At 61.2% G+C, this 21,581-nt stretch carries 18 protein-coding genes; 13 read left to right on the plus strand and 5 right to left on the minus strand.

The window, feature by feature from the left end; translation table 11 throughout:
* Positions 1-37: 37 nt before the first annotated feature.
* From HU722_RS27105 to rarD, 4 genes are all read left to right on the plus strand, one after another.
* Positions 38-802 (plus strand): TOBE domain-containing protein, encoded by a 765-nt coding sequence (locus HU722_RS27105; RefSeq protein ID WP_065880142.1) that lies wholly within the window; start codon positions 38-40, stop codon positions 800-802.
* 79 nt (positions 803-881) lie between these two features.
* Positions 882-2,780, plus strand: a complete 1,899-nt coding sequence (locus HU722_RS27110) for a PhoX family protein (RefSeq protein ID WP_065880143.1) — start codon at positions 882-884, stop codon at positions 2,778-2,780.
* Between the two features lie 178 nt (positions 2,781-2,958).
* On the plus strand, positions 2,959-3,933 hold the full coding sequence (locus HU722_RS27115; protein ID WP_065871823.1) for a serine/threonine protein kinase: 975 nt from the start codon (positions 2,959-2,961) through the stop codon (positions 3,931-3,933).
* Between the two features lie 102 nt (positions 3,934-4,035).
* Positions 4,036-4,920, plus strand: coding sequence for an EamA family transporter RarD (gene rarD / locus HU722_RS27120; protein ID WP_065871824.1), 885 nt, complete (start codon positions 4,036-4,038; stop codon positions 4,918-4,920).
* 223 nt (positions 4,921-5,143) lie between these two features.
* Here rarD and HU722_RS27125 read toward each other — a convergent pair whose 3' ends face one another.
* Positions 5,144-5,656 (minus strand): glycine cleavage system transcriptional repressor, encoded by a 513-nt coding sequence (locus HU722_RS27125; RefSeq protein WP_065880144.1) that lies wholly within the window; start codon positions 5,654-5,656, stop codon positions 5,144-5,146.
* A gap of 267 nt (positions 5,657-5,923) precedes the next feature.
* Here HU722_RS27125 and HU722_RS27130 point away from each other — a divergent pair, with 267 nt between their 5' ends.
* A complete protein-coding gene (locus HU722_RS27130; RefSeq protein ID WP_065880145.1) occupies positions 5,924-8,101 on the plus strand; it encodes a malate synthase G in 2,178 nt (725 codons plus the stop codon).
* A gap of 201 nt (positions 8,102-8,302) precedes the next feature.
* Here the strand turns inward: HU722_RS27130 and HU722_RS27135 are convergent, their stop codons facing one another.
* The gene (locus HU722_RS27135) at positions 8,303-8,749 is read right to left on the minus strand and encodes a response regulator (protein WP_065871827.1); all 447 of its coding nucleotides are present in this window, start codon (positions 8,747-8,749) and stop codon (positions 8,303-8,305) included.
* Between the two features lie 245 nt (positions 8,750-8,994).
* Here HU722_RS27135 and HU722_RS27140 point away from each other — a divergent pair, with 245 nt between their 5' ends.
* From HU722_RS27140 to HU722_RS27175, 8 genes are all read left to right on the plus strand, one after another.
* Positions 8,995-10,917 (plus strand): putative nucleotidyltransferase substrate binding domain-containing protein, encoded by a 1,923-nt coding sequence (locus HU722_RS27140; protein ID WP_065871828.1) that lies wholly within the window; start codon positions 8,995-8,997, stop codon positions 10,915-10,917.
* Positions 10,914-11,621 (plus strand): 3'-5' exonuclease, encoded by a 708-nt coding sequence (locus HU722_RS27145; protein ID WP_065891371.1) that lies wholly within the window; start codon positions 10,914-10,916, stop codon positions 11,619-11,621. Before HU722_RS27140 ends, HU722_RS27145 begins: the two co-directional genes overlap by 4 nt.
* Before the next feature lie 100 nt (positions 11,622-11,721).
* The gene (locus HU722_RS27150) at positions 11,722-12,240 is read left to right on the plus strand and encodes an RNA polymerase sigma factor (RefSeq protein WP_065871830.1); all 519 of its coding nucleotides are present in this window, start codon (positions 11,722-11,724) and stop codon (positions 12,238-12,240) included.
* A complete protein-coding gene (locus HU722_RS27155) occupies positions 12,237-13,205 on the plus strand; it encodes a FecR domain-containing protein (RefSeq protein WP_065891370.1) in 969 nt (322 codons plus the stop codon). Before HU722_RS27150 ends, HU722_RS27155 begins: the two co-directional genes overlap by 4 nt.
* A gap of 198 nt (positions 13,206-13,403) precedes the next feature.
* Positions 13,404-15,836 (plus strand): TonB-dependent siderophore receptor, encoded by a 2,433-nt coding sequence (locus HU722_RS27160; protein ID WP_065891369.1) that lies wholly within the window; start codon positions 13,404-13,406, stop codon positions 15,834-15,836.
* A gap of 62 nt (positions 15,837-15,898) precedes the next feature.
* Positions 15,899-17,002 carry a PepSY-associated TM helix domain-containing protein gene (locus tag HU722_RS27165; protein ID WP_065871833.1) on the plus strand — a complete coding sequence of 368 codons (1,104 nt, stop codon included), beginning with the start codon at positions 15,899-15,901 and terminating at the stop codon, positions 17,000-17,002.
* Positions 16,999-17,181 carry a hypothetical protein gene (locus tag HU722_RS27170; protein WP_065871834.1) on the plus strand — a complete coding sequence of 61 codons (183 nt, stop codon included), beginning with the start codon at positions 16,999-17,001 and terminating at the stop codon, positions 17,179-17,181. The genes HU722_RS27165 and HU722_RS27170 overlap by 4 nt, the downstream gene beginning before the upstream one ends.
* A 61-nt stretch (positions 17,182-17,242) precedes the next feature.
* Positions 17,243-17,872: a glutathione S-transferase family protein gene (locus HU722_RS27175; RefSeq protein WP_065891367.1), complete on the plus strand. Its 630-nt coding sequence runs from the start codon at positions 17,243-17,245 to the stop codon at positions 17,870-17,872.
* Between the two features lie 175 nt (positions 17,873-18,047).
* Here the strand turns inward: HU722_RS27175 and creD are convergent, their stop codons facing one another.
* From creD to creB, 3 genes are read right to left on the minus strand one after another with little or no spacing between them, the layout of a single operon-like run.
* Positions 18,048-19,421 carry a cell envelope integrity protein CreD gene (gene creD, locus HU722_RS27180; protein ID WP_065880148.1) on the minus strand — a complete coding sequence of 458 codons (1,374 nt, stop codon included), beginning with the start codon at positions 19,419-19,421 and terminating at the stop codon, positions 18,048-18,050.
* Between the two features lie 51 nt (positions 19,422-19,472).
* Positions 19,473-20,912, minus strand: a complete 1,440-nt coding sequence (creC, locus tag HU722_RS27185; RefSeq protein ID WP_065891366.1) for a two-component system sensor histidine kinase CreC — start codon at positions 20,910-20,912, stop codon at positions 19,473-19,475.
* Entirely contained in the window at positions 20,912-21,580 is a 669-nt protein-coding gene (gene creB, locus HU722_RS27190; RefSeq protein WP_065871839.1) for a two-component system response regulator CreB, read from the minus strand. The genes creC and creB overlap by 1 nt, the downstream gene beginning before the upstream one ends.
* Position 21,581 lies beyond the last annotated feature (1 nt).

Consider the following 21,581-nt stretch of genomic DNA (forward strand, 5'->3'; position numbering starts at 1 on the left):
CCGCAACGTTCGGCCCATCTCATCGAAGCGTACCCACATGTCTCTGCCAGCGTCCCTCAGCCAGCACATCATCCGTCGCCCACAGCGCATTGCCTTGCTGGCGCATATCGCCGAGCAAGGCTCCATCACTCGCGCGGCGAAAAGCGCTGGTTTGAGTTACAAGGCGGCATGGGATGCCATCGACGAGTTGAACAACCTTGCGCAAAAACCGCTGGTGGAACGCAGCGTCGGCGGCAAGGGCGGCGGCGGCGCCAAGCTGACAGCCGAGGGTGAGCGCGTATTGCGTCTTTACCAACGCCTGCAAGTGTTACAGGCCGAAGTGCTGGGCTCTGATGAAGCCGCCAGTGACTTCAACCTGCTCGGCCGCCTGATGCTGCGCACCAGCGCGCGTAATCAACTGCATGGCCAAGTCGTCGCCATCGAGCATCATGGCCGCAATGATCTGGTGCGCCTGCAACTGGCTGGCGGGCTGTCCCTGGATGCGCAAATCACCCACGACAGCACGCAGCGCCTGGAGCTGGAAACTGGCGTGGAGGTGGTCGCACTGATCAAGGCGGGCTGGTTGGAATTGCTGGCACCCGAGGACTCTGCAACAACTGGACACAATTGCATGGGCGGCACCGTCGACGCCATTCTCGAGGCCGACGACGGCCCCAGCGAAGTCCGCATCGTGCTGCCCAACGGCCAGGTTCTATGCGCCCTGGCGCAACTCGACACGCTCAACGCCATCGGCGCCGCCAGAGGCCAGGCGATCCAGGTACAGTTCGCGCCGAGCAATGTGCTGCTGGGAACACCGGTGTAAGTCGCCACCTTCTTTTAACTGCAACAATTTCGTCACGCCCGCTCCTTAAGGTGTCTGCAAAAACCGCAGGGAGCCTGAGATGAGCCTATTAGAAGAAAACCAAGCCACCGACCTCGAACAGATGGTCGGCCTCACCCGCCGCCGCTTTATCGGCGCCGGCGCTTTGTGCGGTGCCGCGATGTTCCTGGGCGGCAACCTGCTGACCCGTAGCGCCCTGGCCGTCAACGCCGCCACCGCCAGCCCGCTGCTGGGTTTTACCAGCATCGCCGCCGCGACCAGCGACGCTATCACGTTGCCGCCGGGCTACAGCGCTTCGGTGTTGATCAGTTGGGGCCAGCCGCTGAGCAAGAGCGCGCCGGCGTTCGACCCGTCCGGCAACGGCACGGCCAACGCTCAGGAACAGCAGTTCGGTGACAACAACGACGGCATGAGCCTGTTCGCCTTCCCCGGCGACGACAACCGCGCACTGATGGCGATCAACAACGAATACACCAACTACCGCTACCTCTTTGCCCACGGCGGCGCGCCGCAATCGGCCGAAGATGTGCGCAAGGCGCAGGCCAGCGAAGGCGTGTCGGTGATCGAAGTGCGGCGCAAGGGTGACACCTGGCAGTTCGTCCAGGACTCACGCTACAACCGGCGCATCCACGGCAACTCGCCGATCCGCCTGAGCGGCCCCGCCGCCGGTCACGAATGGCTGAAAACCAGCGCCGACAAATCCGGCAAGAAAGCCCTTGGTACATTCCAGAACTGCGCCAACGGTAAAACCCCGTGGGGCACTTATCTGACCTGTGAAGAGAACTTCACCGACTGCTTTGGCAGCAGCAACCCACAGCAAACGTTTGATGCCGGGCAGAAACGCTACGGCGCCGTCGCCGCCAGCAAAGACATCAACTGGCACCAGCACGACCCGCGCTTTGACCTGGCCAAGAACCCCAACGAGCTCAATCGCCATGGCTGGGTCGTGGAAATCGACCCGTTCGACCCGCAATCCACCCCAGCCAAGCGCACCGCGCTGGGCCGCTTCAAACACGAGAACGCCGCCCTCGCTGAAACCCGCGACGGCCGCGCCGTGGTGTACATGGGCGACGACGAGCGCGGTGAGTTCATCTATAAGTTCGTCAGCCGCGACAAGATCAACCACAAAAACCCCAAGGCCAACAAAGACCTGCTCGACCACGGCACCCTGTACGTGGCGATCTTCGACGCGGGCGACGGCAATGCCGACCACCCCAAAGGCAAGGGCCAGTGGGTCGAGCTGACCCATGGCAAAAACGGCATCGACGCCAGCAGCGGTTTCAACAGCCAGGCCGAAGTGCTGATCCACGCACGCCTCGCCGCCAGTGTGGTGAAAGCCACGCGCATGGACCGCCCGGAATGGATCGTGGTCAGCCCCACCGATGGCCAGGTCTATTGCACCCTCACCAACAACGCCAAGCGCGGTGAAGACGGCCAGCCCGTCGGCGGCCCCAACCCCCGTGAGAAAAACGTCTACGGCCAGATCCTGCGCTGGAAAGCCGACGCCGATAACCACGCCAGCATGGCATTTACTTGGGACCTGTTTGTGGTGGCCGGCAACCCTGGCGTTCACGCCGGCACGCCGAAGGGCGGTTCGTCGAATATCAACCCGCAAAATATGTTCAACAGCCCTGATGGCTTGGGTTTCGACAAGGCCGGGCGGCTGTGGATTCTGACCGATGGCGACTACAGCAACGCGGGTGATTTCGCGGGGATGGGCAATAACCAGATGCTCTGCGCTGACCCGACCACCGGGGAAATCCGTCGTTTCATGGTTGGCCCTGTGGCCTGTGAAGTAACGGGCATCAGCTTCTCGCCGGATCAGAAAACGTTGTTTGTGGGGATTCAGCATCCGGGTGAGACCGGCGGCTCCACCTGGCCGGAGCACCTGCCGAATGGCAAGCCGCGTTCGTCAGTGATGGCGATTCGACGGGATGACGGCGGTATCGTCGGCGCCTGATAGGGCCTCATCGCAGACAAGCCAGCTCCCACACTTGACCGCGTTGTCATGACTGACACGGACCAAATGTGGGAGCTGGCTTGCCTGCGATGGCGTCTGCACTGCCGCCCCCTATCTCAAGCCGTGTGCGTTACCATACCCGGCCGGACGCGGCGACCTGCTGCGCGCAGGAGTTCGCATGGCCCATCCGTTTGAAACACTCACCCCCGACCTGGTGCTCGACGCTGTCGAAAGTATCGGCTTCCTCAGCGATGCGCGCATTCTCGCGCTCAACAGCTACGAAAACCGCGTCTACCAAGTGGGCATCGAAGACTCAGAACCGTTGATCGCCAAGTTCTATCGCCCACAGCGTTGGACGAACGAGGCGATCCTTGAAGAACACCGTTTCACCTTCGAACTGGCCGAATGCGAAGTGCCGGTGGTGGCACCACTGATCCACAATGGCGAAAGCCTGTTCGAACACGCCGGTTTCCGCTTCACCTTGTTCCCACGCCGTGGCGGCCGTGCGCCGGAGCCAGGCAATCTGGATCAGCTGTATCGCCTTGGGCAACTGCTTGGCCGTTTGCATGCGGTGGGTTCCACCCGCCCGTTCGAACACCGTGAAGCCTTGGGCGTGAAGAACTTCGGTCACGATTCCCTCACCACGCTGTTGGAAGGCAACTTCATTCCCAAGAGCCTGCTGCCGGCCTACGAGTCCGTGGCCCGCGACCTGCTCAAACGCGTGGAAGAGGTGTACACGGCCACGCCGCACAAGAACATCCGCATGCACGGCGATTGCCATCCCGGCAACATGATGTGCCGTGACGAGATGTTCCATATTGTCGACCTGGATGACTGCCGCATGGGCCCGGCGGTGCAGGACCTGTGGATGATGCTCGCCGGAGACCGTCAGGAATGTCTGGGACAGTTGTCGGAATTGATGGACGGCTATCAGGAATTCCATGACTTCGATCCGCGCGAACTGGCGTTGATCGAACCGTTGCGCGCCCTGCGCCTGATGCACTACAGCGCCTGGCTGGCACGGCGCTGGGATGACCCGGCGTTTCCCCACAGTTTTCCTTGGTTTGGCAGTGAGCGCTATTGGGGCGACCAGGTGCTGGCATTGCGCGAACAACTCTCGGCCCTGAACGAAGAACCCCTGAAACTCTTCTGACGGCTTCTCTGTGGGAGCCGGGCTCCCACAGAAAGCAGATCCCAATGCCTGAGAAATATCCCTACAATTGCGCTTTGTTAGCTGCCTAAGCAAGGATTCCGCATGCAAGCCGCCAACCCCCGCAAGGGATACATTCTAGGCCTGAGCGCCTATGTCATCTGGGGTCTGTTCCCGCTCTACTTCAAAGCCATCGCCAGCGTACCCGCCGCCGAGATCATCGTGCACCGCGTGCTGTGGTCAGCGCTGTTCGGCGGTTTGCTGCTGATGGTGTGGAAACACCCCGGCTGGTTCCGCGAACTGCGTGACAACCCCAAGCGCCTGGCGATCCTGGCCCTCAGCGGTTCGCTGATTGCGGCCAACTGGCTGACGTATGTGTGGTCGGTGAATACGGGGCGCATGCTGGAAGCGAGCCTGGGTTACTACATCAACCCGCTGGTCAATGTGCTGCTGGGCATGCTGATCCTGGGTGAACGCCTGCGCCGTCTGCAATGGGTCGCCGTCGGGCTGGCTGCAGCGGGTGTGGCGCAACAGGTGTGGCAGGTGGGCAGCTTGCCGTGGGTGTCGCTGGTGCTGGCGTTAACCTTTGGCTTTTACGGATTGATCCGTAAACAGGCGCCGGTGAAAGCATTGCCGGGGCTGGTGGTAGAAACCTGGATGCTGGTGCCCATTGCTCTCGCATGGCTGCTGTTCAACCCAACGGCCCACAGTGCGCAGCTGGCGTTTTGGAGCACCTCAGAAGCCTGGTGGCTGGTAGCTGCGGGCCCGGTGACGCTGATCCCGCTGGTGTGTTTCAACGCCGCCGCACGGCATTTGCCTTACACCGCGCTGGGCTTCCTGCAGTATGTGGCGCCGACGCTGGTGCTGCTGGAAGCCGTGCTGCTGTTCGGCGAACACCTGGCGCCGAGCACGTTGACTGCCTTCGCCTTCATCTGGGCGGGCCTGGTGGTGTACAGCGTGGATATCTGGCTGAGCGTGCGCAAACGCTGATCAAATAACGTACAAACCTCTGCAAGGCACGGTCGGCGTGACTTGCAGACACCCATCCCAAGGTTATCCACAACCTGATCCCCGCCATTTGTGCACAACCCCTTGAAACTGCTCGTTTTTTACTCAGTTTACGGAGAAGCCCGGCCGGTCTGGCCTGGCGCCGGGTCTCTACAGGTTATCCACAGGCCCATGCAAGATTTCCATGCATAACCTCGTGGAAAGATTATTCCTCGTGGTGCAGCTCCACCATCAGGTCATCCGCCAGGGTTTCCAGGGATAACTGCAATACATCCAGGGATAATGCTGTCGGCACCTGCAACAGCGCCTCGGCAGTGAACAACGGGTCACCGCTCATGGGAGCCGGGCGAACGTCAGTGCTCAGACTCGCCAGGTTGACCCCCTGCTGGCTCAGCAGCGCCGTGATCTCGCGCACGATGCCCGAACGGTCGTTACCCACCAGCGTCATCACAATCGATTTGGATGCTGAAGCCTGGCCAGTGCTGCCCTCACCCACCAGCACGCGAATGCCGTGTGTGGATAAATCCTCGAGCGCGCCCACCAATGCCTGACGGCTCTCCGCCGGCACACTGACTCGCAGGATCCCGGCAAACTGCCCGGCCATGTGCGCCATGCGGCTTTCGAGCCAGTTGCCGCCGTGGGCGGCGATGTTCTGCGCAATGCGTTCAACCAGCCCGGGTTTGTCGGCGGCGATAATTGTGAGTACAAGATGGTCCATGGCAAAGCCCTCTGGAATTCAATCTACAAGGTGGACCCGGAAGCCCTTGAAAACAAATCGTGTACCATTTTTATATTTATCTGGAACAATCCAATAGTTTTTTGAGAACATCCGATTCTCCGCTGTGACCGTACGACCAAAGTGGGTCGCTAAACGACGTATTTAGTCTAATTTTCACAACCGCAAGTCATCATGTAGTATGCCCAACCGTGCACTACATAATGAAAATCTGAAAAAGCGCATTAGCTCCGCAGAGTGAGGCAAGCAATGACTGAACACGTTCAAGTCGGTGGCCTGCAGGTCGCCAAAGTCCTGTTCGACTTCGTGAACAACGAAGCCATTCCCGGTACGGGCATCACTGCCGACCAGTTCTGGGCCGGTGCCGACAAGGTCATCCATGACCTGGCACCGAAGAACAAAGCCCTACTCGCCAAACGCGACGATTTCCAGGCGCGCATCGATACCTGGCACCAGACCCACGCCGGCCAGGCTCACGACCCGGTGGCCTACAAAGCCTTCCTGCAAGACATCGGATACCTGCTGCCAGAAGCTGCAGACTTCCAGGCCACAACCCAAAACGTCGATGACGAAATCGCCCGCATGGCCGGCCCGCAGTTGGTCGTGCCGGTGATGAACGCGCGCTTCGCACTAAACGCCTCGAATGCGCGCTGGGGTTCGTTGTATGACGCGCTGTATGGCACCGACGCCATCAGTGAAGCCGATGGCGCCGAGAAGGGCCAGGGCTACAACAAAGTGCGCGGCGACAAGGTCATCGCCTTCGCCCGCGCTTTCCTCGATGAGGCCGCCCCGCTCAGCGCCGGCAGCCACGCCGAGTCCACCGGCTACAAGATTGCCGATGGCAAGCTGATCGTCAGCCTCAAGGGCGGCAGCAACAGCGGCCTGCGTGACGACGCGCAGTTGGTCGGTTTCCAGGGCCCTGCGGCCGAGCCGATTGCGATCCTGCTGAAACACAACGGCCTGCACTTCGAAATCCAGATCGACGCCAGCACCCCGGTCGGCCAGACCGATGCCGCCGGCGTCAAAGACGTGCTGATGGAAGCCGCGCTGACCACCATCATGGACTGCGAAGACTCCGTTGCCGCCGTCGATGCCGATGACAAAGTGGTGATCTACCGTAACTGGCTCGGCCTGATGAAGGGCGACCTGGCCGAAGAAGTGGCCAAGGGCGGCAAGACCTTTACCCGCACCATGAACGCCGACCGCGTCTACACCGGCGTGGATGGCCAAGACGTGACCCTGCACGGCCGTTCGCTGTTGTTCGTGCGCAACGTGGGTCACCTGATGACCATCGACGCGATCCTCGACAAAGACGGCAACGAAGTGCCGGAAGGCATTCTTGACGGCCTGCTCACCAGCCTCGCGGCGATCCACAGCCTCAACGGCAACAGCAGCCGCAAGAACAGCCGCACCGGTTCCGTCTACATCGTTAAACCGAAAATGCACGGCCCCGAAGAAGCGGCGTTCACCAACGAGCTGTTCGGGCGCATCGAAGACGTGCTGAACCTGCCGCGCAACACGCTGAAAGTCGGGATCATGGACGAGGAACGCCGCACCACGGTCAACCTCAAGGCCTGTATCAAGGCGGCCAGCGAGCGTGTGGTGTTTATCAACACCGGCTTCCTCGACCGTACCGGCGATGAAATCCACACCTCCATGGAAGCCGGCGCGATGGTGCGCAAGGCCGCGATGAAGGCGGAAAAATGGATCGGCGCCTACGAGAACTGGAACGTCGATATCGGCCTGAGCACCGGCCTGCAAGGTCGCGCGCAGATCGGTAAAGGCATGTGGGCCATGCCCGACCTGATGGCCGCGATGCTCGAACAGAAAATCGCCCACCCACTGGCCGGTGCCAACACTGCCTGGGTGCCGTCGCCAACGGCAGCCGCATTGCACGCGTTGCACTACCACAAGGTCGACGTTTTCGCCCGCCAGGCCGAGCTGGCCAAGCGCGAGCGCGCCTCGGTGGACGACATCCTGACGATTCCTCTGGCCAGCAATACCGATTGGTCCGACGAAGAAATCCGCAACGAGCTGGACAACAATGCCCAAGGCATCCTTGGCTATGTCGTGCGCTGGATCGACCAGGGCGTCGGCTGCTCGAAAGTGCCGGACATCAACGATGTGGGCCTGATGGAAGACCGCGCCACCCTGCGCATCTCCAGCCAGCACATCGCTAACTGGCTGCGCCACGGCATCGTCACTCAGGATCAGGTGATGGAAAGCCTCAAGCGCATGGCGCCGGTGGTGGACCGTCAGAATGCGGGGGACAAGTTGTACCGTCCGTTGGCGCCGGATTTCGATAGCAATATCGCGTTCCAGGCGGCGGTGGAGTTGGTGGTTGAAGGGACCAAGCAGCCAAATGGGTATACCGAGCCGGTGTTGCATCGTCGGCGGCGGGAGTTCAAGGCCAGGAATGGTCTGTAATTAATCGCGGATATGAAAAGCCTTGGTCGTAAGATCAGGGCTTTTTTCAAAACGGCCAAATCAATAATGGCTCAGTACTCATGACAAACTCCTGTTCATAGGGTTTCGAGGCACGGTCATCACACAATGCTCTCCAGACCACTGAACAAAAATTCCCTCTTAACGCCTACGGTCATAAATGACAGTCTCGACCAACGGTCCCTACTGCCCCATCCCCAACTCCCGCTTCACTAATTTCGCCAACTTCACGCTATCAATCGGCTTCAGCAAAAAGTCCACCACACTCAAATGCATCGCATCGATCACATCCGGCGCTTCCGCGTCCCCCGACATGATGATGATCGGCAAAGCCGCGCGAGTGGATTCGCGTACCTGCCTGATCAGCTCCAGGCCGCTGCTCGGCTGCATGCGCAGATCGGTGATCAACAATCCAATGGAGCTGCTGGACTTCAATAAATCCCACGCCGCCTCACCACTGTCGGCAGTCATGCAGCGAATACCGTCCAGCCCCAGGATCTCCGCCAACAATTCACGCGCGTCCTTGTCGTCGTCAACAATCAAAACGCGTTGTGGCGGTAAATCAGGCTCCAGCATCACGGCGCTCAGCGCCTCGCGCTCGGCATCGCTTAAAATATCGTGGTCGGACATACGGTTCTCAGCAGTTCTCATCAATCCCCTCCGCTCAGACGTCAGACATCACAGGAGGGTCGAACAATGTGCACTTCGTCGGAAAGTTTGACTAGTGGGCGTTCTACGGGGTTTGGACGATAGTCATGTAAGGTTTTTCCCTAGGTTTGTGCGGTCTGTATCGACCTAGACTTACGTCCAATGGGCACCCGCCGCGCGGGAGTCGACCATGAGGGACGATAACGACAAAAAACGCGGCCACTGTTATGAGTAAAGCTGATGCCTTCGCCCAGGCGGGGAAAACTGCTGTGTTGCAGAACATTCACGGCACCCTGCAGTTCTTGCAACGCTTTCCGCCCTTCAACCAGATGGAAAACGCACACCTGGCGTTTTTGGTGGAACAGTGCCAGCTGCGCTTTTACGGCCCCGGCGACAGCATCCTTAAACCGTCGGGCGGGCCGGTTGAACATTTTTATATCGTCAAGCAGGGCAGGGTCGTGGGTGAGCGCCCGGACAGCGCAGAAACCACTTTTGAAATCGCGACGGGCGAGTGCTTTCCCCTCGCGGCACTGTTAGGTGAACGGGCAACCCGCACCGAGCACAAGGCGGCCGAAGACACCTTCTGCCTGCAACTGAACAAACCGGCGTTTATCAAACTGTTCGCGCTTTCCAGCCCGTTTCGCGACTTCGCCCTGCGTGGCGTCAGCAGCCTGTTGGACACGGTTAATCAACAGGTTCAACAAAAAGCCGTGGAAACCCTCGGCACTCAATACTCACTGAACACCCGCCTCGGCGAATTGGCCATGCGCCACCCTGTGATGTGCAGCCCAACCACGCCGCTGCGCGAGGCGGTGACGCTGATGCACGAACAACAGGTGGGCAGCATTGTGATCGTCGATGAGGGCCAGGCGCCCCTGGGAATTTTCACCCTGCGCGACCTGCGCCAAGTGGTGGCCGATGGCACCAGCGACTTCACCCAGGGCATCGAAGGCCACATGACCCAGGCGCCCTTCTTCTTGACCCCGGACCACAGCGCCTTCGACGCCGCCATCGCCATGACCGAACGGCATATCGCCCACGTGTGCCTGGTCAAAGACCAACGCCTGTGTGGCGTGGTGTCCGAGCGCGATCTGTTTTCCCTGCAACGGGTGGACCTGGTGCACCTGGCGCGCACCATCCGTAACGCGCCACGCGTGGAAAACCTGGTGGCGATTCGCGGCGAGATCGGCCAGTTGGTCGAACGCATGCTGGCCCATGGCGCGTCGTCTACCCAGATCACCCACATCATTACGCTGCTTAACGATCACACCGTATGCCGGGTGATCGAACTCACGCTGGCTGAAAAAGGCGACCCCGGCGTGCCATTCAGTTGGTTGTGTTTTGGCAGCGAAGGTCGTCGCGAGCAGACGCTGTACACCGACCAGGACAACGGCATTCTGTTCGATGCCAAGGACACCGCCGAAGCGGCGCAGATCCGTGGATTGCTGTTGCCGCTGGCACAGCAGATCAACCAGAGCCTGGCGTTGTGCGGGTTCAGCCTGTGCAAGGGCAACATCATGGCCGGCAATCCAGAGCTTTGCCTGTCGCGGGCGGAATGGGCGCGGCGGTTTGCAGCCTTCATTCGCGAGGCGACGCCGGAGAACCTGCTGGGCTCCAGCATTTATTTCGACCTGCGCGTGGTGTGGGGTGATGAGCGCGGTTGCGAGCAATTGCGCCAGGGCATTCTTGACCAGGTCGCGGATAACCGCTTGTTTCAACGCATGCTGGCTGAGAACGCGTTGCGCCAGCGGCCGCCTGTGGGACGTTTCCGCGAGTTTGTGCTGACGCGTAAAGGCGGCGAAAAAGCCACCCTCGACCTCAAGGTGCAAGGCCTGACGCCGTTTGTCGACGGCGCGCGCCTGCTGGCCCTGGCCAACGGCATCCACGCCAATAACACCCTGGAGCGCTTGCGCCAACTGGTGGTCAAGGAAGTGATCGAGCCCCTGGACGGCGCCGCCTATGAAGAGGCCTACCACTTCATCCAGCAAACCCGCATGCAGCAGCACCAACTGCAAACCCGCGAGAACCAGCCGTACTCCAACCGCGTCGACCCGGACAGCCTCAACCACCTGGACCGGCGCATCCTGCGTGAGTCCTTGCGCCAGGCTCAACGCCTGCAAAGCAGCCTGACATTGCGGTATCAGCTGTGAGCCTGTTCAACTGGCTGCGTACGAAAAAGCCTGGGCTGGATACCGCGCAACAAAAACGCCTGGAGCAACTGCGCAAGCCCACCGCGCTGGGCGACGGCTCCTTGCGCAGTCAGCGCTGGGTGGTGGTGGACCTGGAAACCAGCGGCCTGAACCTCAACCGTGATCAGGTGCTGTCCATCGGTGCGGTGGTGATCGAAGACGGCGCGGTGGACTTTTCTCAATTGTTCGAGCGCACGCTGCAACGCGCCGACACCAAGCTCAGCCCCAGCGTATTGATTCACGGCCTCGGCCCCAGTGCCATTGCTGCCGGCAGCGACCCGGCCGAGGCGTTGCTGGACTTCATGGCGTTTGTCGGCGACAGCCCATTGTTGGCCTTCCACGCACCGTTCGATCAACACATGTTGTGTCGGGCGCTCAAGGACAGCCTGGGTTACCGCCTGACGCATCCGTTTCTTGATGTTGCCGACATTGCCCCGCTGCTGTGCCCCGAGGCGCATATACGCGAAGCCGGGCTGGACGACTGGATCAACCACTTCAACCTGCACGTGGGCGAGCGCCATCATGCCAGCGCCGATGCCCTGGCCACGGCGGAGCTGATGCTCATCCTGTTCAGCCGCGCACGCCAGCAACAGATCGACACCCCCCACACGCTGCAAGAGCGCTTGAGCCAATGGAAGCGGCGTAAACACGCGCCATCGTTTTAATACCATCTCCCGACAGACGCCAATTGCACCCACCCCACGGCTCTGACACAATCGCGAATAATTCTCGTTAGTTTAAACCTCTTGTTTATTCGGTGATGCCTTGTCGTCGGTCCAGAACCCACACAGTGAGCTTGTTGGCGCGTTGTATCGCGACCATCGTGGCTGGCTGCTGGCTTGGCTTCGACGCAACGTGGCCTGCCCAAGCCGCGCCGAAGACCTGAGCCAGGACACGTTCATGCGCTTGCTGGGCCGTGACGAGCTGCGCGAACCCCGCGAACCTCGGGCGTTCCTGGTCGCCATCGCCAAGGGCTTGCTGTTCGACTACTTCCGCCGCGCCGCGCTGGAACAGGCCTACCTCACCGAACTGATGCTGATCCCGGAAAGCGAGCACCCCTCGCCGGAAGAGCAGCAACTGATCCTCGAAGACCTCAAGGCCATCGACCGCCTGCTCGGCAAGCTGTCGAGCAAGGCCCGCGCCGCCTTCCTCTATAACCGCCTCGACGGCATGGGCCATGCAGAAATCGCCCAGCGCCTTGGCGTGTCCGTGCCGCGGGTGCGCCAGTACCTGGCCCAGGGTATTCGCCAGTGCTACATCGCCCTGTATGGCGAGCCGCTGTGACAATGATCAGTTCCAGACCCGTCTCGGCCCGCGTGCTGGATGCCGCGATTGCCTGGCAACTGTCCCTCGATTCGGGTGATGGCAGCCTGGTTGAGCGCGAAGAATTCGATAAATGGCTGGCCAGCAACGAAGAACACGCCCGCGCCTGGCGCCAACTGGGCATGCTCGACCAGCGTTTCAGCGCCGCTTCGGGCCCGGCGCGGGTGGCGTTGTTGCAATCGCGGGAAGGCATTCGCCAGCGCGTGCGCAAGTTGGGCAGCGGCTTGGCGAGCATTGCACTGGTCATTGGCGTGGCGTTGTTTGCCGGTGAGCGCTATGTGCCGATCCACTATTGGCTGGCCGACCAACGTACCGCCACCGGTGAGCAGCGCACGCTGAAGCTGGCGGACGGTACGCTGATCAACCTCAATACCCACAGTGCTATCGACGTGCGTTTTGATCAGAAACGCCGGCTGATTGTGTTGCAGGAAGGCGAGATCCTCGTCGAGACCGGCCACAACGATGCGCGCCCGTTCTATGTACAAACCCGCGACGGCAGCCTGCGGGCGCTGGGCACGCGGTTTATCGTCAAGCGTGAAGACGACGCCACGCGCTTGAGCGTGTTGCAGTCCGCCGTGGCCGCACAGCCTGAGGCACTGCACCAGGAACAGATCTTCAAGGAAGGCCAGCAAGTGCTGATGCGCAGCGACGGCCTCGGCCCGCTGCTGGCTGTCACCCCCGCCACCGACGCCTGGACCCGCGGCATGCTGGTGGTCGACAACGCCCGCCTGGGGGATGTGGTCGAGGAGCTCGGCCGCTACCGCACCGGTTACCTGGGTGTGGATAAAGATGTGGCCGACTTGCGTATCACCGGCAGTTTCCCGTTGCACGACACCACGCTGGCGCTGAATGCGCTGCTGCCGACGTTGCCGGTGCAGATTGAGCAGCACACGCCGTGGTGGGTGACGGTGAAGGGCAAGCCTTAGGTTCGCGGTGCCCGTGCTATCGCTATCGCAGGCAAGCCAGCTCCCACCGTTGAAATGCATTCCAAGGTGGGAGCTGGCTTGCCTGCGATGAGGCCCTCAAGAACACCCTGGAAAAATATTTTCACCTCGCCCTATCACTTTTCGATTCTCGTTCGGCACCTAGGCAATTGAGAAATATTTCCATTCAGGAGCCGCCCTATGTCCCGCACCCTAGACACCTTGTTGCGCCCCAGCCTGTTAGCCGCGGCCATCGCCCTCAGCGCCCCGCTGACCAGCACTGTGCTGATCGCCGCCGAGCAGGCGTCCAGCGTGCGTGCTTACAACCTGCCGGCGGCGCCACTGGCCAGCACCCTGAACCAGATCGCCAGCCAGGGCGGCCTGGCGCTGACCCTCAGCCCGGCGCTCGCCGCCGGCAAGACCTCGGCACCGGTCCAGGGCCAGTTCGATGCGCCGGGTGCGCTGCGTGAAGCGTTGCGTGGGACGGGGTTGCAACTGGAGCAGAGCAGCGCGGGGACTTACACCTTGGTGGCGATTCCGGAGGGCGTGATGGCGCTGCCGGTCACCAACATCACTGGCCAAGACGGCAGCCAGGAAAGTGCCTGGGGCCCGGTGCAAGGCTATCTGGCCACGCGCACTGCCGCCGGCACCAAGACCGACACTGCGCTGGTTGAAGCGCCGCGCTCGATCTCTGTCGCCACCCGCGAGCAGATGCAGGACCGCAACGTGCAGAACCTGGATGACGCCGTCAAATACATGCCGGGCATCGTGTCTGCCAGCTACGGCAGCGACACCCGCTACGATTGGATGCGCGTGCGCGGTTTCGAACCGACCCAGTTCCTCGACGGCCTGCCGCTGCCACGCGGTGTGTACGCCAACCCGAAAGCCGAAACCTGGAACCTCGACCGCCTTGCCCTGCTGCGCGGCCCGGCCTCATCGGTGTACGGCCAGACGCCACCGGGCGGCCTGCTGGACATGGTCAGCCGGCGTCCCAGCGAAGAGTCCAGTCATGCCATCCAAGTGCAATACGGCAGTGACAACTACCGCCAGATCAACTTCGCCAGCACCGGCAAGATCGATGATGAAGGCCAGTTCCTGTATGGCGTCAGCGGTGTGGTACGCGATGCGGGCACCCAAGTCGACCACATCGACAACAAGCGCTACAACATTGCGCCGAGCCTGACCTGGAACATCGACACCGACACCAAGCTGACACTGCTCTCGCAGTTCACGCGTGACGATACTGGCGCCACCAGTCAGTTCCTGCCGATCGTGGGCACCAAGATCAAATCGCCATTGGGCGACGTATCACATCACAAGAACCTGGGCGATCCAGATTACGAGTTCTACGACCGCACTTACTACGCGCTGGGCTATGCCTTCGAGCATCGCTTCAACGATACCTGGCAGTTCAAGCAGAACCTGCGTTACACCAAGTCGGAGTTGTCGTTCCAGCAACTGACCGTGGGTTCCTATGCCTTCGCTCCAGTGGATGCAGCGGGCAACATGGATCGCCTCTCGACCAACGTCGACGAGAACATCGGACAGTTCGCGGTGGATAACAACTTCCAGGCCGACTTCGCCACCGGTGATGTCACCCACACCCTGTTGCTGGGACTGGACCACCAGCGGACCGACACCTCGTACCTGTCGATCTTCGGGGGTGCCGGGCGTGTCAATATCTTCAACCCGGTCAATACCACGCCGGTAGTGCGCCCGGCGCGCTCCGATGCGTTCTACGACTACAACCAGAAAACCGTGCAGACCGGCCTCTACGTGCAAGACCAGATGGCCCTCAACAACTGGCGCCTGACCCTCGGTGGTCGTGAAGACTGGGTGCACCAAGGCACCACGTACTTCAACAAACAAGACGCGACCAACACAGACCGCAACAAAAACTTCAGCGGCAACGCGGCAGTCAGCTATGTGTTCGATTCGGGCTTCGTGCCATACCTGTCCTACGCCGAATCCTTCCAGCCAGCAAGCAACGCCAGCGCCGACCCGGTCAAGTCGTATAAGCCCACCGAAGGTAAGCAATGGGAACTGGGAATCAAGTATCAGCCACCTGGCTCCAATACGTTGCTGAGTGCGGCGATCTATAGCCTCACGCAGAAAAACGTACTGGTCACCAGCACCGGAACGAGCGGCACCCCGATCACCGATCAGACCGGCGAAGTGAAAGTCAAAGGCCTGGAACTGGAAGCCGTTTCTGACGTGACCGAGAACCTCAAGGTTATCGCGGCGTACACCCTGGCCAAATCCGAAGTGCAAAAAGGCGACTTCAAGGGCAACCGCCTGCAACTGATGCCCAACCAGCAGGCTTCGCTTTGGACCGACTACACCTGGCACACCGGCGTACTCGACGGCTTCGGTATTGGCTTCGGCGCCCGCTACACCGGCAACACCTATGGCGACCAAGGCAACACCTGGCTGGGTAAGGCCAACGCCTACACCGTGTTCGACGGTGCGGTGCATTACGATTTGGGCCGCCTCGACAACAGCCTCAAAGGTGCATCGGTCAAACTCAACGCCACCAACCTATTTAACAAGGACTACATCTCCACCTGTGACGGTTCCTACTGCTACTTCGGCGACCAACGCAGCGTAGTCGCCAGCGCCACCTACCAGTGGTAATCGGCTGAGCCAACAACCAGGCCGCTCCCTTGAGCGGCTTGGGTGTGTCTGAAGGTTAGAAAATGAAAAGCAAAACCATCCGCCGCTGGTCCTTCATCCACACTTGGACCAGCCTGATCTGCACGGTATTCCTGCTGCTGCTCGCCCTGACTGGCCTGCCGCTGGTGTTTCACCATGAGATCGACCACCTGCTGGGCAATGAGCCTGAACTGGCGCAGATGCCCGCCGATACGCCACGGCTCAACCTCGAGCAGCTTGTGGCTAAAGCTCAGGCTCATCGCCCCGGCGAAGCCATGCAGTACCTGGCCTGGGACGAAGACGACCAGAACGGCGTGATCGCAATCATGGCCGCTACCGCCGGCACCGAACCCAACTCGTCGCACACTTTCATGCTGGATGCGCGCACCGGTGAAGCGGTGGAAACCCCGGCGGCCAACGGTGGGTTCACCCTGTTCCTGTTGCGTTTGCATGTGGATATGTTTGCCGGTCTGCCAGGCAAGTTGCTGCTGGCGTTCATGGGCATTCTGTTTGTGCTGGCGATTATCTCCGGCACGGTGCTGTACCTGCCGTTCATGCGCCGCCTGACATTCGCCACCGTGCGCCAGGACAAGTCCACCCGTCTGCGTTGGCTCGACTTGCATAACCTGATCGGTGTGGTCACGTTGACCTGGGCACTGGTGGTGGGCGTGACCGGCGTGATCAGCGCCTGCGCCGACCTGATCATCGCCGCCTGGCGCCAGGACAGCCTCAGCGCGATGATCGAGCCCTATAAAAGCGCGCCCCCCCTGACCCAACGCGCCCCGGCCACCGAGTTACTGACCATCGCAGCAAAGGCTGCGCCAGGCATGCAGCCGGACTTTATCGCCTTCCCCGGCACGCGCTTTTCCAGTGAGCACCACTACGCGGTGTTCATGAAGGGCAGCACCCACCTGACGTCGCACTTGCTCACACCGGTGCTGATCGACGCCAGTACCCTGGCCGTCACCGCCATCGCCGAACGGCCGTGGTACATGGACGCCATGGGCATGTCCCAACCGCTGCACTTTGGCGACTACGGCGGCATGCCGATGAAAATCCTCTGGGCCGTCTTGGATGTGCTGACCATCATCGTGCTGGTGAGCGGGATTTATTTGTGGATCGTGCGGCGCAAGGCGGGCAAGGCATGAAGCCGCGCCGGTCGAATTTCTGGAAGGTGTTTGGCATTCCCCTGGGGATTGGCGTGCTCAGCGCCGCCGGGTTGTTTGCGGCGTTGCTCGGGGATGGGATTTGGGATTCGCTCGGTTGGGTGGGTTTAGGGGTGCCAGCAGTTATAGGCGTGTACGCGTTGTTCAAACGGCGCGGCTAAGGGCCTCGCCAGCCGTCTTGCAACCCTCTAGGCTAGCCACTGCCCATCTTGAGGAATGCCCATGTCCGCTCCCAGCATGACCCTGTTCCACAACCCCGCTTCACCGTTCGTGCGCAAGGTCCGTGTGCTGCTGGCCGAAACCGGCCAGCAAGATCGCGTGACCCTGCACGGGTGCATGCCGACCCCGGTCAACCCGGACGCCCACGTGGTGCAAGGCAACCCGGTGGGCAAGATCCCGGCCCTGCGCCTGGCCGACGGCACGGTGCTGCACGACAGCCGGGTGATCCTTGATTACTTCGACCACCAGCACGTCGGCAACCCGCTGATCCCTCGCGACGGCTCGGCCCGCTGGCGCCGCCTGACCCTGGCTTCGATGGCCGACGGCATCATGGATGCCGCCGTGCTGGTGCGTTACGAGACCGCGCTGCGCCCAGCGGAAAAACACTGGGACCAATGGCTCGATGAGCAGCGCAACAAGATCCGTCGCAGCCTCGCTGAGTTAGAAGCGGATGCGATCGCCGAACTGACCAGCCACTTCGACATCGCCGCCATCAGCGTGGCCTGCGCCTTGGGTTACCTGGATTTCCGTCATCCGGATATGCAATGGCGCTCGGATAACCCGCAGCTTGCCGCGTGGTACGCCGAAGTCAGCCAGCGGCCTTCGATGCTGGACACCCAGCCGCCCATCTAAGATTCACCGTCATTCCCCTGTGGGAGCGGGCTTGCTCGCGAATGCGGTGGCTCAGTTGAAACATCTGTGGCTGACATACCGCCTTCGCGAGCAAGCCCGCTCCCACATTGTGCGGCGGCGTTATTGAGGAAGTCGACCATCCTCGCCTTCATTTGCTGGTCCTCTCGCAACCCGATCATTGCACTGCCTCCAGGTCAAACTGCAGTGGCTCGGCCGCTTTGCGCTTGCCCACGCCATACCAATCCAGTTTGCGCGTCAGCACCATCACCGTGCCCAACAAGCCGAACAGCAGCAACGACCCCATCAGCAACGCATAATCTTCGGCACTCAACAGCCCGTACAACAAGCCATACAACGCCGCCAACCCCGCCGAGAAACCCAACCCATGGGCCACGCTGCGCAGCACATGGCACACGTAGAAACCAATCAACAACACACAGGCACTGGCGGAGATGAGGTAGGCCATGGCGAAGCCTATGTGCTCGGACAACGACAACAGCAGCAGGTAGAAAAACGCCAGCGCAAAGCCCACCAAGGCGTACTGGATCGGGTGCACCGCCAGGCTCTTGAGCACTTCGAACAGGAAGAAACCGGCAAAGGTCAGGGCGATAAACAGCAACGCGTATTTGATCGCACGGTCGCTCTTGAGGTACTGGTCCACCGGGTCGATGAAGTTGACGCCGAAGCTGCGGTTGTTGAAGTCGTCACAGCCTTGCCCGTCCAGGCAGGTCTGCAGGGCTTGCTCGAGGTTGGTGGAGAAGAATGAAGTCTGCCAGTTGGCGCTAAAGCCTTTGTCGCTGATCTCGCGTTGCGCCGGCAGGAAGTTGCCGATAAAGCTTGGGTGCGGCCAGTTGGACGCGAGTGACACTTGGCTGGTCTTGCCCACCGGCACCACTTGCAGTTGCTCGGTGCCTTGCAGGCGTAGGTCAAAGGCGAAATCCACCACGTAGGGCTTTTTAGTGTCCTGCTCCGGCAGCGCCACGTGCACGCCCTCACCGAGCCAGTCGACCTGGGAGCCCGGTTCGAACTCCAGCTGCTGGCTGCCCAGCTCAAGCTTCAATGCGTTTTCAATGCCGCGAATATCGCTGATACCCACCGCCAGAAATGCCGGTTCAAAACGGTAATCGGCAAAGTTCTCGGTGATCCCCAACTGCGCAGGCAGCTCGAAACGCCCGCTGACGCGGTTATCGGCATGGAACAGCCGCGCCTGGTAGATGCCCCGCGCACGCAGTTCGGTCTGCACTTTGCCGTCGAGCTCAAAACGATCCGGCAGGAAATACAGACGACCACGCTCTTCGCGGGTGACTTCGTAGCGCTTGTTGAGCTTTTCATTGAGCTTCCACTCGCGCACGGTCTTGCGATACGGCACCACCATCACCGGGCCGGTGAGACGCTGGGCATAGCTGGAGCTGCGGGCGATGTCCATCAGTACGCCGTCGCGCAATTGCTGGCGGTCACTGATGATGCCGTTGATCATCAGCAACGGAATCAGCAACAGCAGGATCAGTAGCGCAATCGCGCCAAGTTTGAAAAGCAGGCTGCGGTTCATGGGTCTCTCCCTGTTTTGATGGGGAGAGTCTGGGCAGCCTGTGTGGGGGATTTATGTGGGCAATGTGGAGACTGTGTGGAGATGCAGCACCACTTGCACGCCGCCTTGCACATTGCCGATCTGCAACGCGCCGCCGTGCAGCTTCATCACTTCCTCGACAAAGTTGAGGCCCAGGCCGGTGCTTTTGCGCCCGCTGGCCGGGCGTGGCAGTGAGTAGAAACGCTCGCTCAAGCGTGGCAGCGCGTAGTCGGGAATCGGCGCGGCCTGGTTGAACAGACTCACCTGCACGTCGTTGTGACGCGTCTGCGCGCTGAATTTCAACTGGCCACCGGGCGGTGTGAAGTCCAGGGCGTTGTCCAGCAGATTGCCCAAGGCCTGACGCAGCAGGAAGGGCTCGCCACACACCTGCACATCCGCCGCAATCGTCTGTTCAACGCACAATTGGGCGCCTTCAATGCGCGCGCATTGGGCCTTGATGACCTCATCGACCATCGCGGCCAACGGGATACTCGCCTGCTCTTCCAGGCCTTGGCGTTGCTCGACTTGCGCCAGGTTCAGCAAGCGCTCGATCAACTGCTGCAGGCGCGCACTTTCGCTGTCGATGTTGCCGACAAAACGCTGTTGTTGTTCGCGGGTCATATCGCCCTGCAACAACTCCGCCGCGCCGCGTATCGCCGCCAACGGGCTTTTCAATTCGTGGGTCAGGGTGTGCACGTAATGTTCGACATAGGCCTTGCCCTCCAACTGCGTACGCATGTGCTCCACGGCAGTGGATAACTGCTTGAGTTCGCCGCCCCTATAATGCGGCAACTCGGCACGCCGGCCTTCGCTGACCGCTTCGGCATAAGCCGTCAACCGGCGCAGCGCGGCGCTCAACCACCACGACAGCAGTGCGCCCAGCAGCAGACCCAGAATCACCAGGCCCGCGCCGTACCACAGCAGGCGCCGCTCGGTGCGGTCGACATAGGGCTGCAATGAGCTGTTCGGTTTGGCCACGGTGACCACGCCGATGATCTGGCCGTTGTCACGGATCGGCGCGCCCACGTGCATCACCGATGAGGTGGCGTCATCCGCTGCGCTGCGAGTGGACCGGGCGCCGTATTCACCGCGCAGGGTCAGGTACACGTCGTTCCACTTGGAATAGTCCTGGCCCACCGCGTCGCCCGTGGAGTCGAGCAACACGGTGCCCTTGGCGTCGGTCACATAGATGCGGTGGTTGACCTGGTTTTTCGGCAGACCCCAGATGGTCGCGCCCGGCTGGCGACTGCCGTAGGCCTTGAGCAAGGCCGGCCAGTGGCTTTGGCCGAGGGTGCCGTTCTTGACGTCATCGCGCAGTATCTCGGCCAGCAGGTTGGCGGTGTCCACCAGGGTTTCTTCGGTGGACTGGCGCACACCGGGGCGGATTTCCTTCATGACAGTGCTGAGCACGAAGTAGCCGGTGAGGCCGATAAACAGCGCATACACCAGGAAAATTCGCAGCCCCAGGCGCATCAGCTATTGCTCGGGCTGTAGCTGTAGCCGAGGCCGCGATGGGTCTGGATCGGCTCGGCATCGGCAGCCACGCTGCGCAATTTGCTGCGCAGACTTTTGATATGGCTGTCGATATTGCGCTCGTAGCCGGCATCCGCCGCCACACCGACCGCGTCCAATAATTGCTCGCGGCTGAAGACACGCTCAGGTTGTTCCAGCAAGCTCTGCAGCAGGCGGAATTCATGGCGCGTCAGGCTCAAGGGCTGGCCGCGATAAGCAATCTGCATGCGTTCCAGATCAACCTGGAACACCGTGGGCGCAGCCCCTGGGCCAATCCGCTTGAGGATCGCCCTGACCCGCGCGGTCACCTCCCGAGGGCTGAAGGGCTTGACCACATAATCGTCGGCGCCGATCTCCAGCCCCACCACGCGGTCGATCTCGCCATCCCGCGCGCTGAGAAACATCACCGGTACTTCACTGAAGCGACGCAGTTGCTTGCAGGTTTCGAACCCCGTGATGTCCGGCAGGCCGATGTCGAGGATGACTAGGTCAGCCGGCGTCTGGCGCTGGTGGGCCAGCGCCTCCTGGCCAAGGCTCAGCCAGGTGGTGGTAAAGCCCTCGCCTTGCAGGGCGAATATCAGCGTGTCGGCTATCGCCGCTTCGTCTTCGACAATCAGGATATGCGCCATG

Origin of the sequence: Pseudomonas tritici, from assembly GCF_014268275.3 — a bacterium.
GTDB lineage: Bacteria > Pseudomonadota > Gammaproteobacteria > Pseudomonadales > Pseudomonadaceae > Aquipseudomonas > Aquipseudomonas tritici.

Excerpts from the sequence above, each read along its gene's own strand:
- HU722_RS27105 (WP_065880142.1), top strand. The coding sequence starts at position 38 with ATGTCTCTGCCAGCGTCCCTCAGCCAGCACATCATCCGTCGCCCACAG.
- HU722_RS27110 (WP_065880143.1), top strand. The coding sequence starts at position 882 with ATGAGCCTATTAGAAGAAAACCAAGCCACCGACCTCGAACAGATGGTC.
- HU722_RS27115 (WP_065871823.1), top strand. The coding sequence starts at position 2,959 with ATGGCCCATCCGTTTGAAACACTCACCCCCGACCTGGTGCTCGACGCT.
- rarD (WP_065871824.1), top strand. The coding sequence starts at position 4,036 with ATGCAAGCCGCCAACCCCCGCAAGGGATACATTCTAGGCCTGAGCGCC.
- HU722_RS27125 (WP_065880144.1), bottom strand. The coding sequence starts at position 5,656 with ATGGACCATCTTGTACTCACAATTATCGCCGCCGACAAACCCGGGCTG.
- HU722_RS27130 (WP_065880145.1), top strand. The coding sequence starts at position 5,924 with ATGACTGAACACGTTCAAGTCGGTGGCCTGCAGGTCGCCAAAGTCCTG.
- HU722_RS27135 (WP_065871827.1), bottom strand. The coding sequence starts at position 8,749 with ATGTCCGACCACGATATTTTAAGCGATGCCGAGCGCGAGGCGCTGAGC.
- HU722_RS27140 (WP_065871828.1), top strand. The coding sequence starts at position 8,995 with ATGAGTAAAGCTGATGCCTTCGCCCAGGCGGGGAAAACTGCTGTGTTG.
- HU722_RS27160 (WP_065891369.1), top strand. The coding sequence starts at position 13,404 with ATGTCCCGCACCCTAGACACCTTGTTGCGCCCCAGCCTGTTAGCCGCG.
- HU722_RS27165 (WP_065871833.1), top strand. The coding sequence starts at position 15,899 with ATGAAAAGCAAAACCATCCGCCGCTGGTCCTTCATCCACACTTGGACC.
- HU722_RS27170 (WP_065871834.1), top strand. The coding sequence starts at position 16,999 with ATGAAGCCGCGCCGGTCGAATTTCTGGAAGGTGTTTGGCATTCCCCTG.
- HU722_RS27175 (WP_065891367.1), top strand. The coding sequence starts at position 17,243 with ATGTCCGCTCCCAGCATGACCCTGTTCCACAACCCCGCTTCACCGTTC.
- creD (WP_065880148.1), bottom strand. The coding sequence starts at position 19,421 with ATGAACCGCAGCCTGCTTTTCAAACTTGGCGCGATTGCGCTACTGATC.
- creC (WP_065891366.1), bottom strand. The coding sequence starts at position 20,912 with ATGCGCCTGGGGCTGCGAATTTTCCTGGTGTATGCGCTGTTTATCGGC.
- creB (WP_065871839.1), bottom strand. The coding sequence starts at position 21,580 with ATGGCGCATATCCTGATTGTCGAAGACGAAGCGGCGATAGCCGACACG.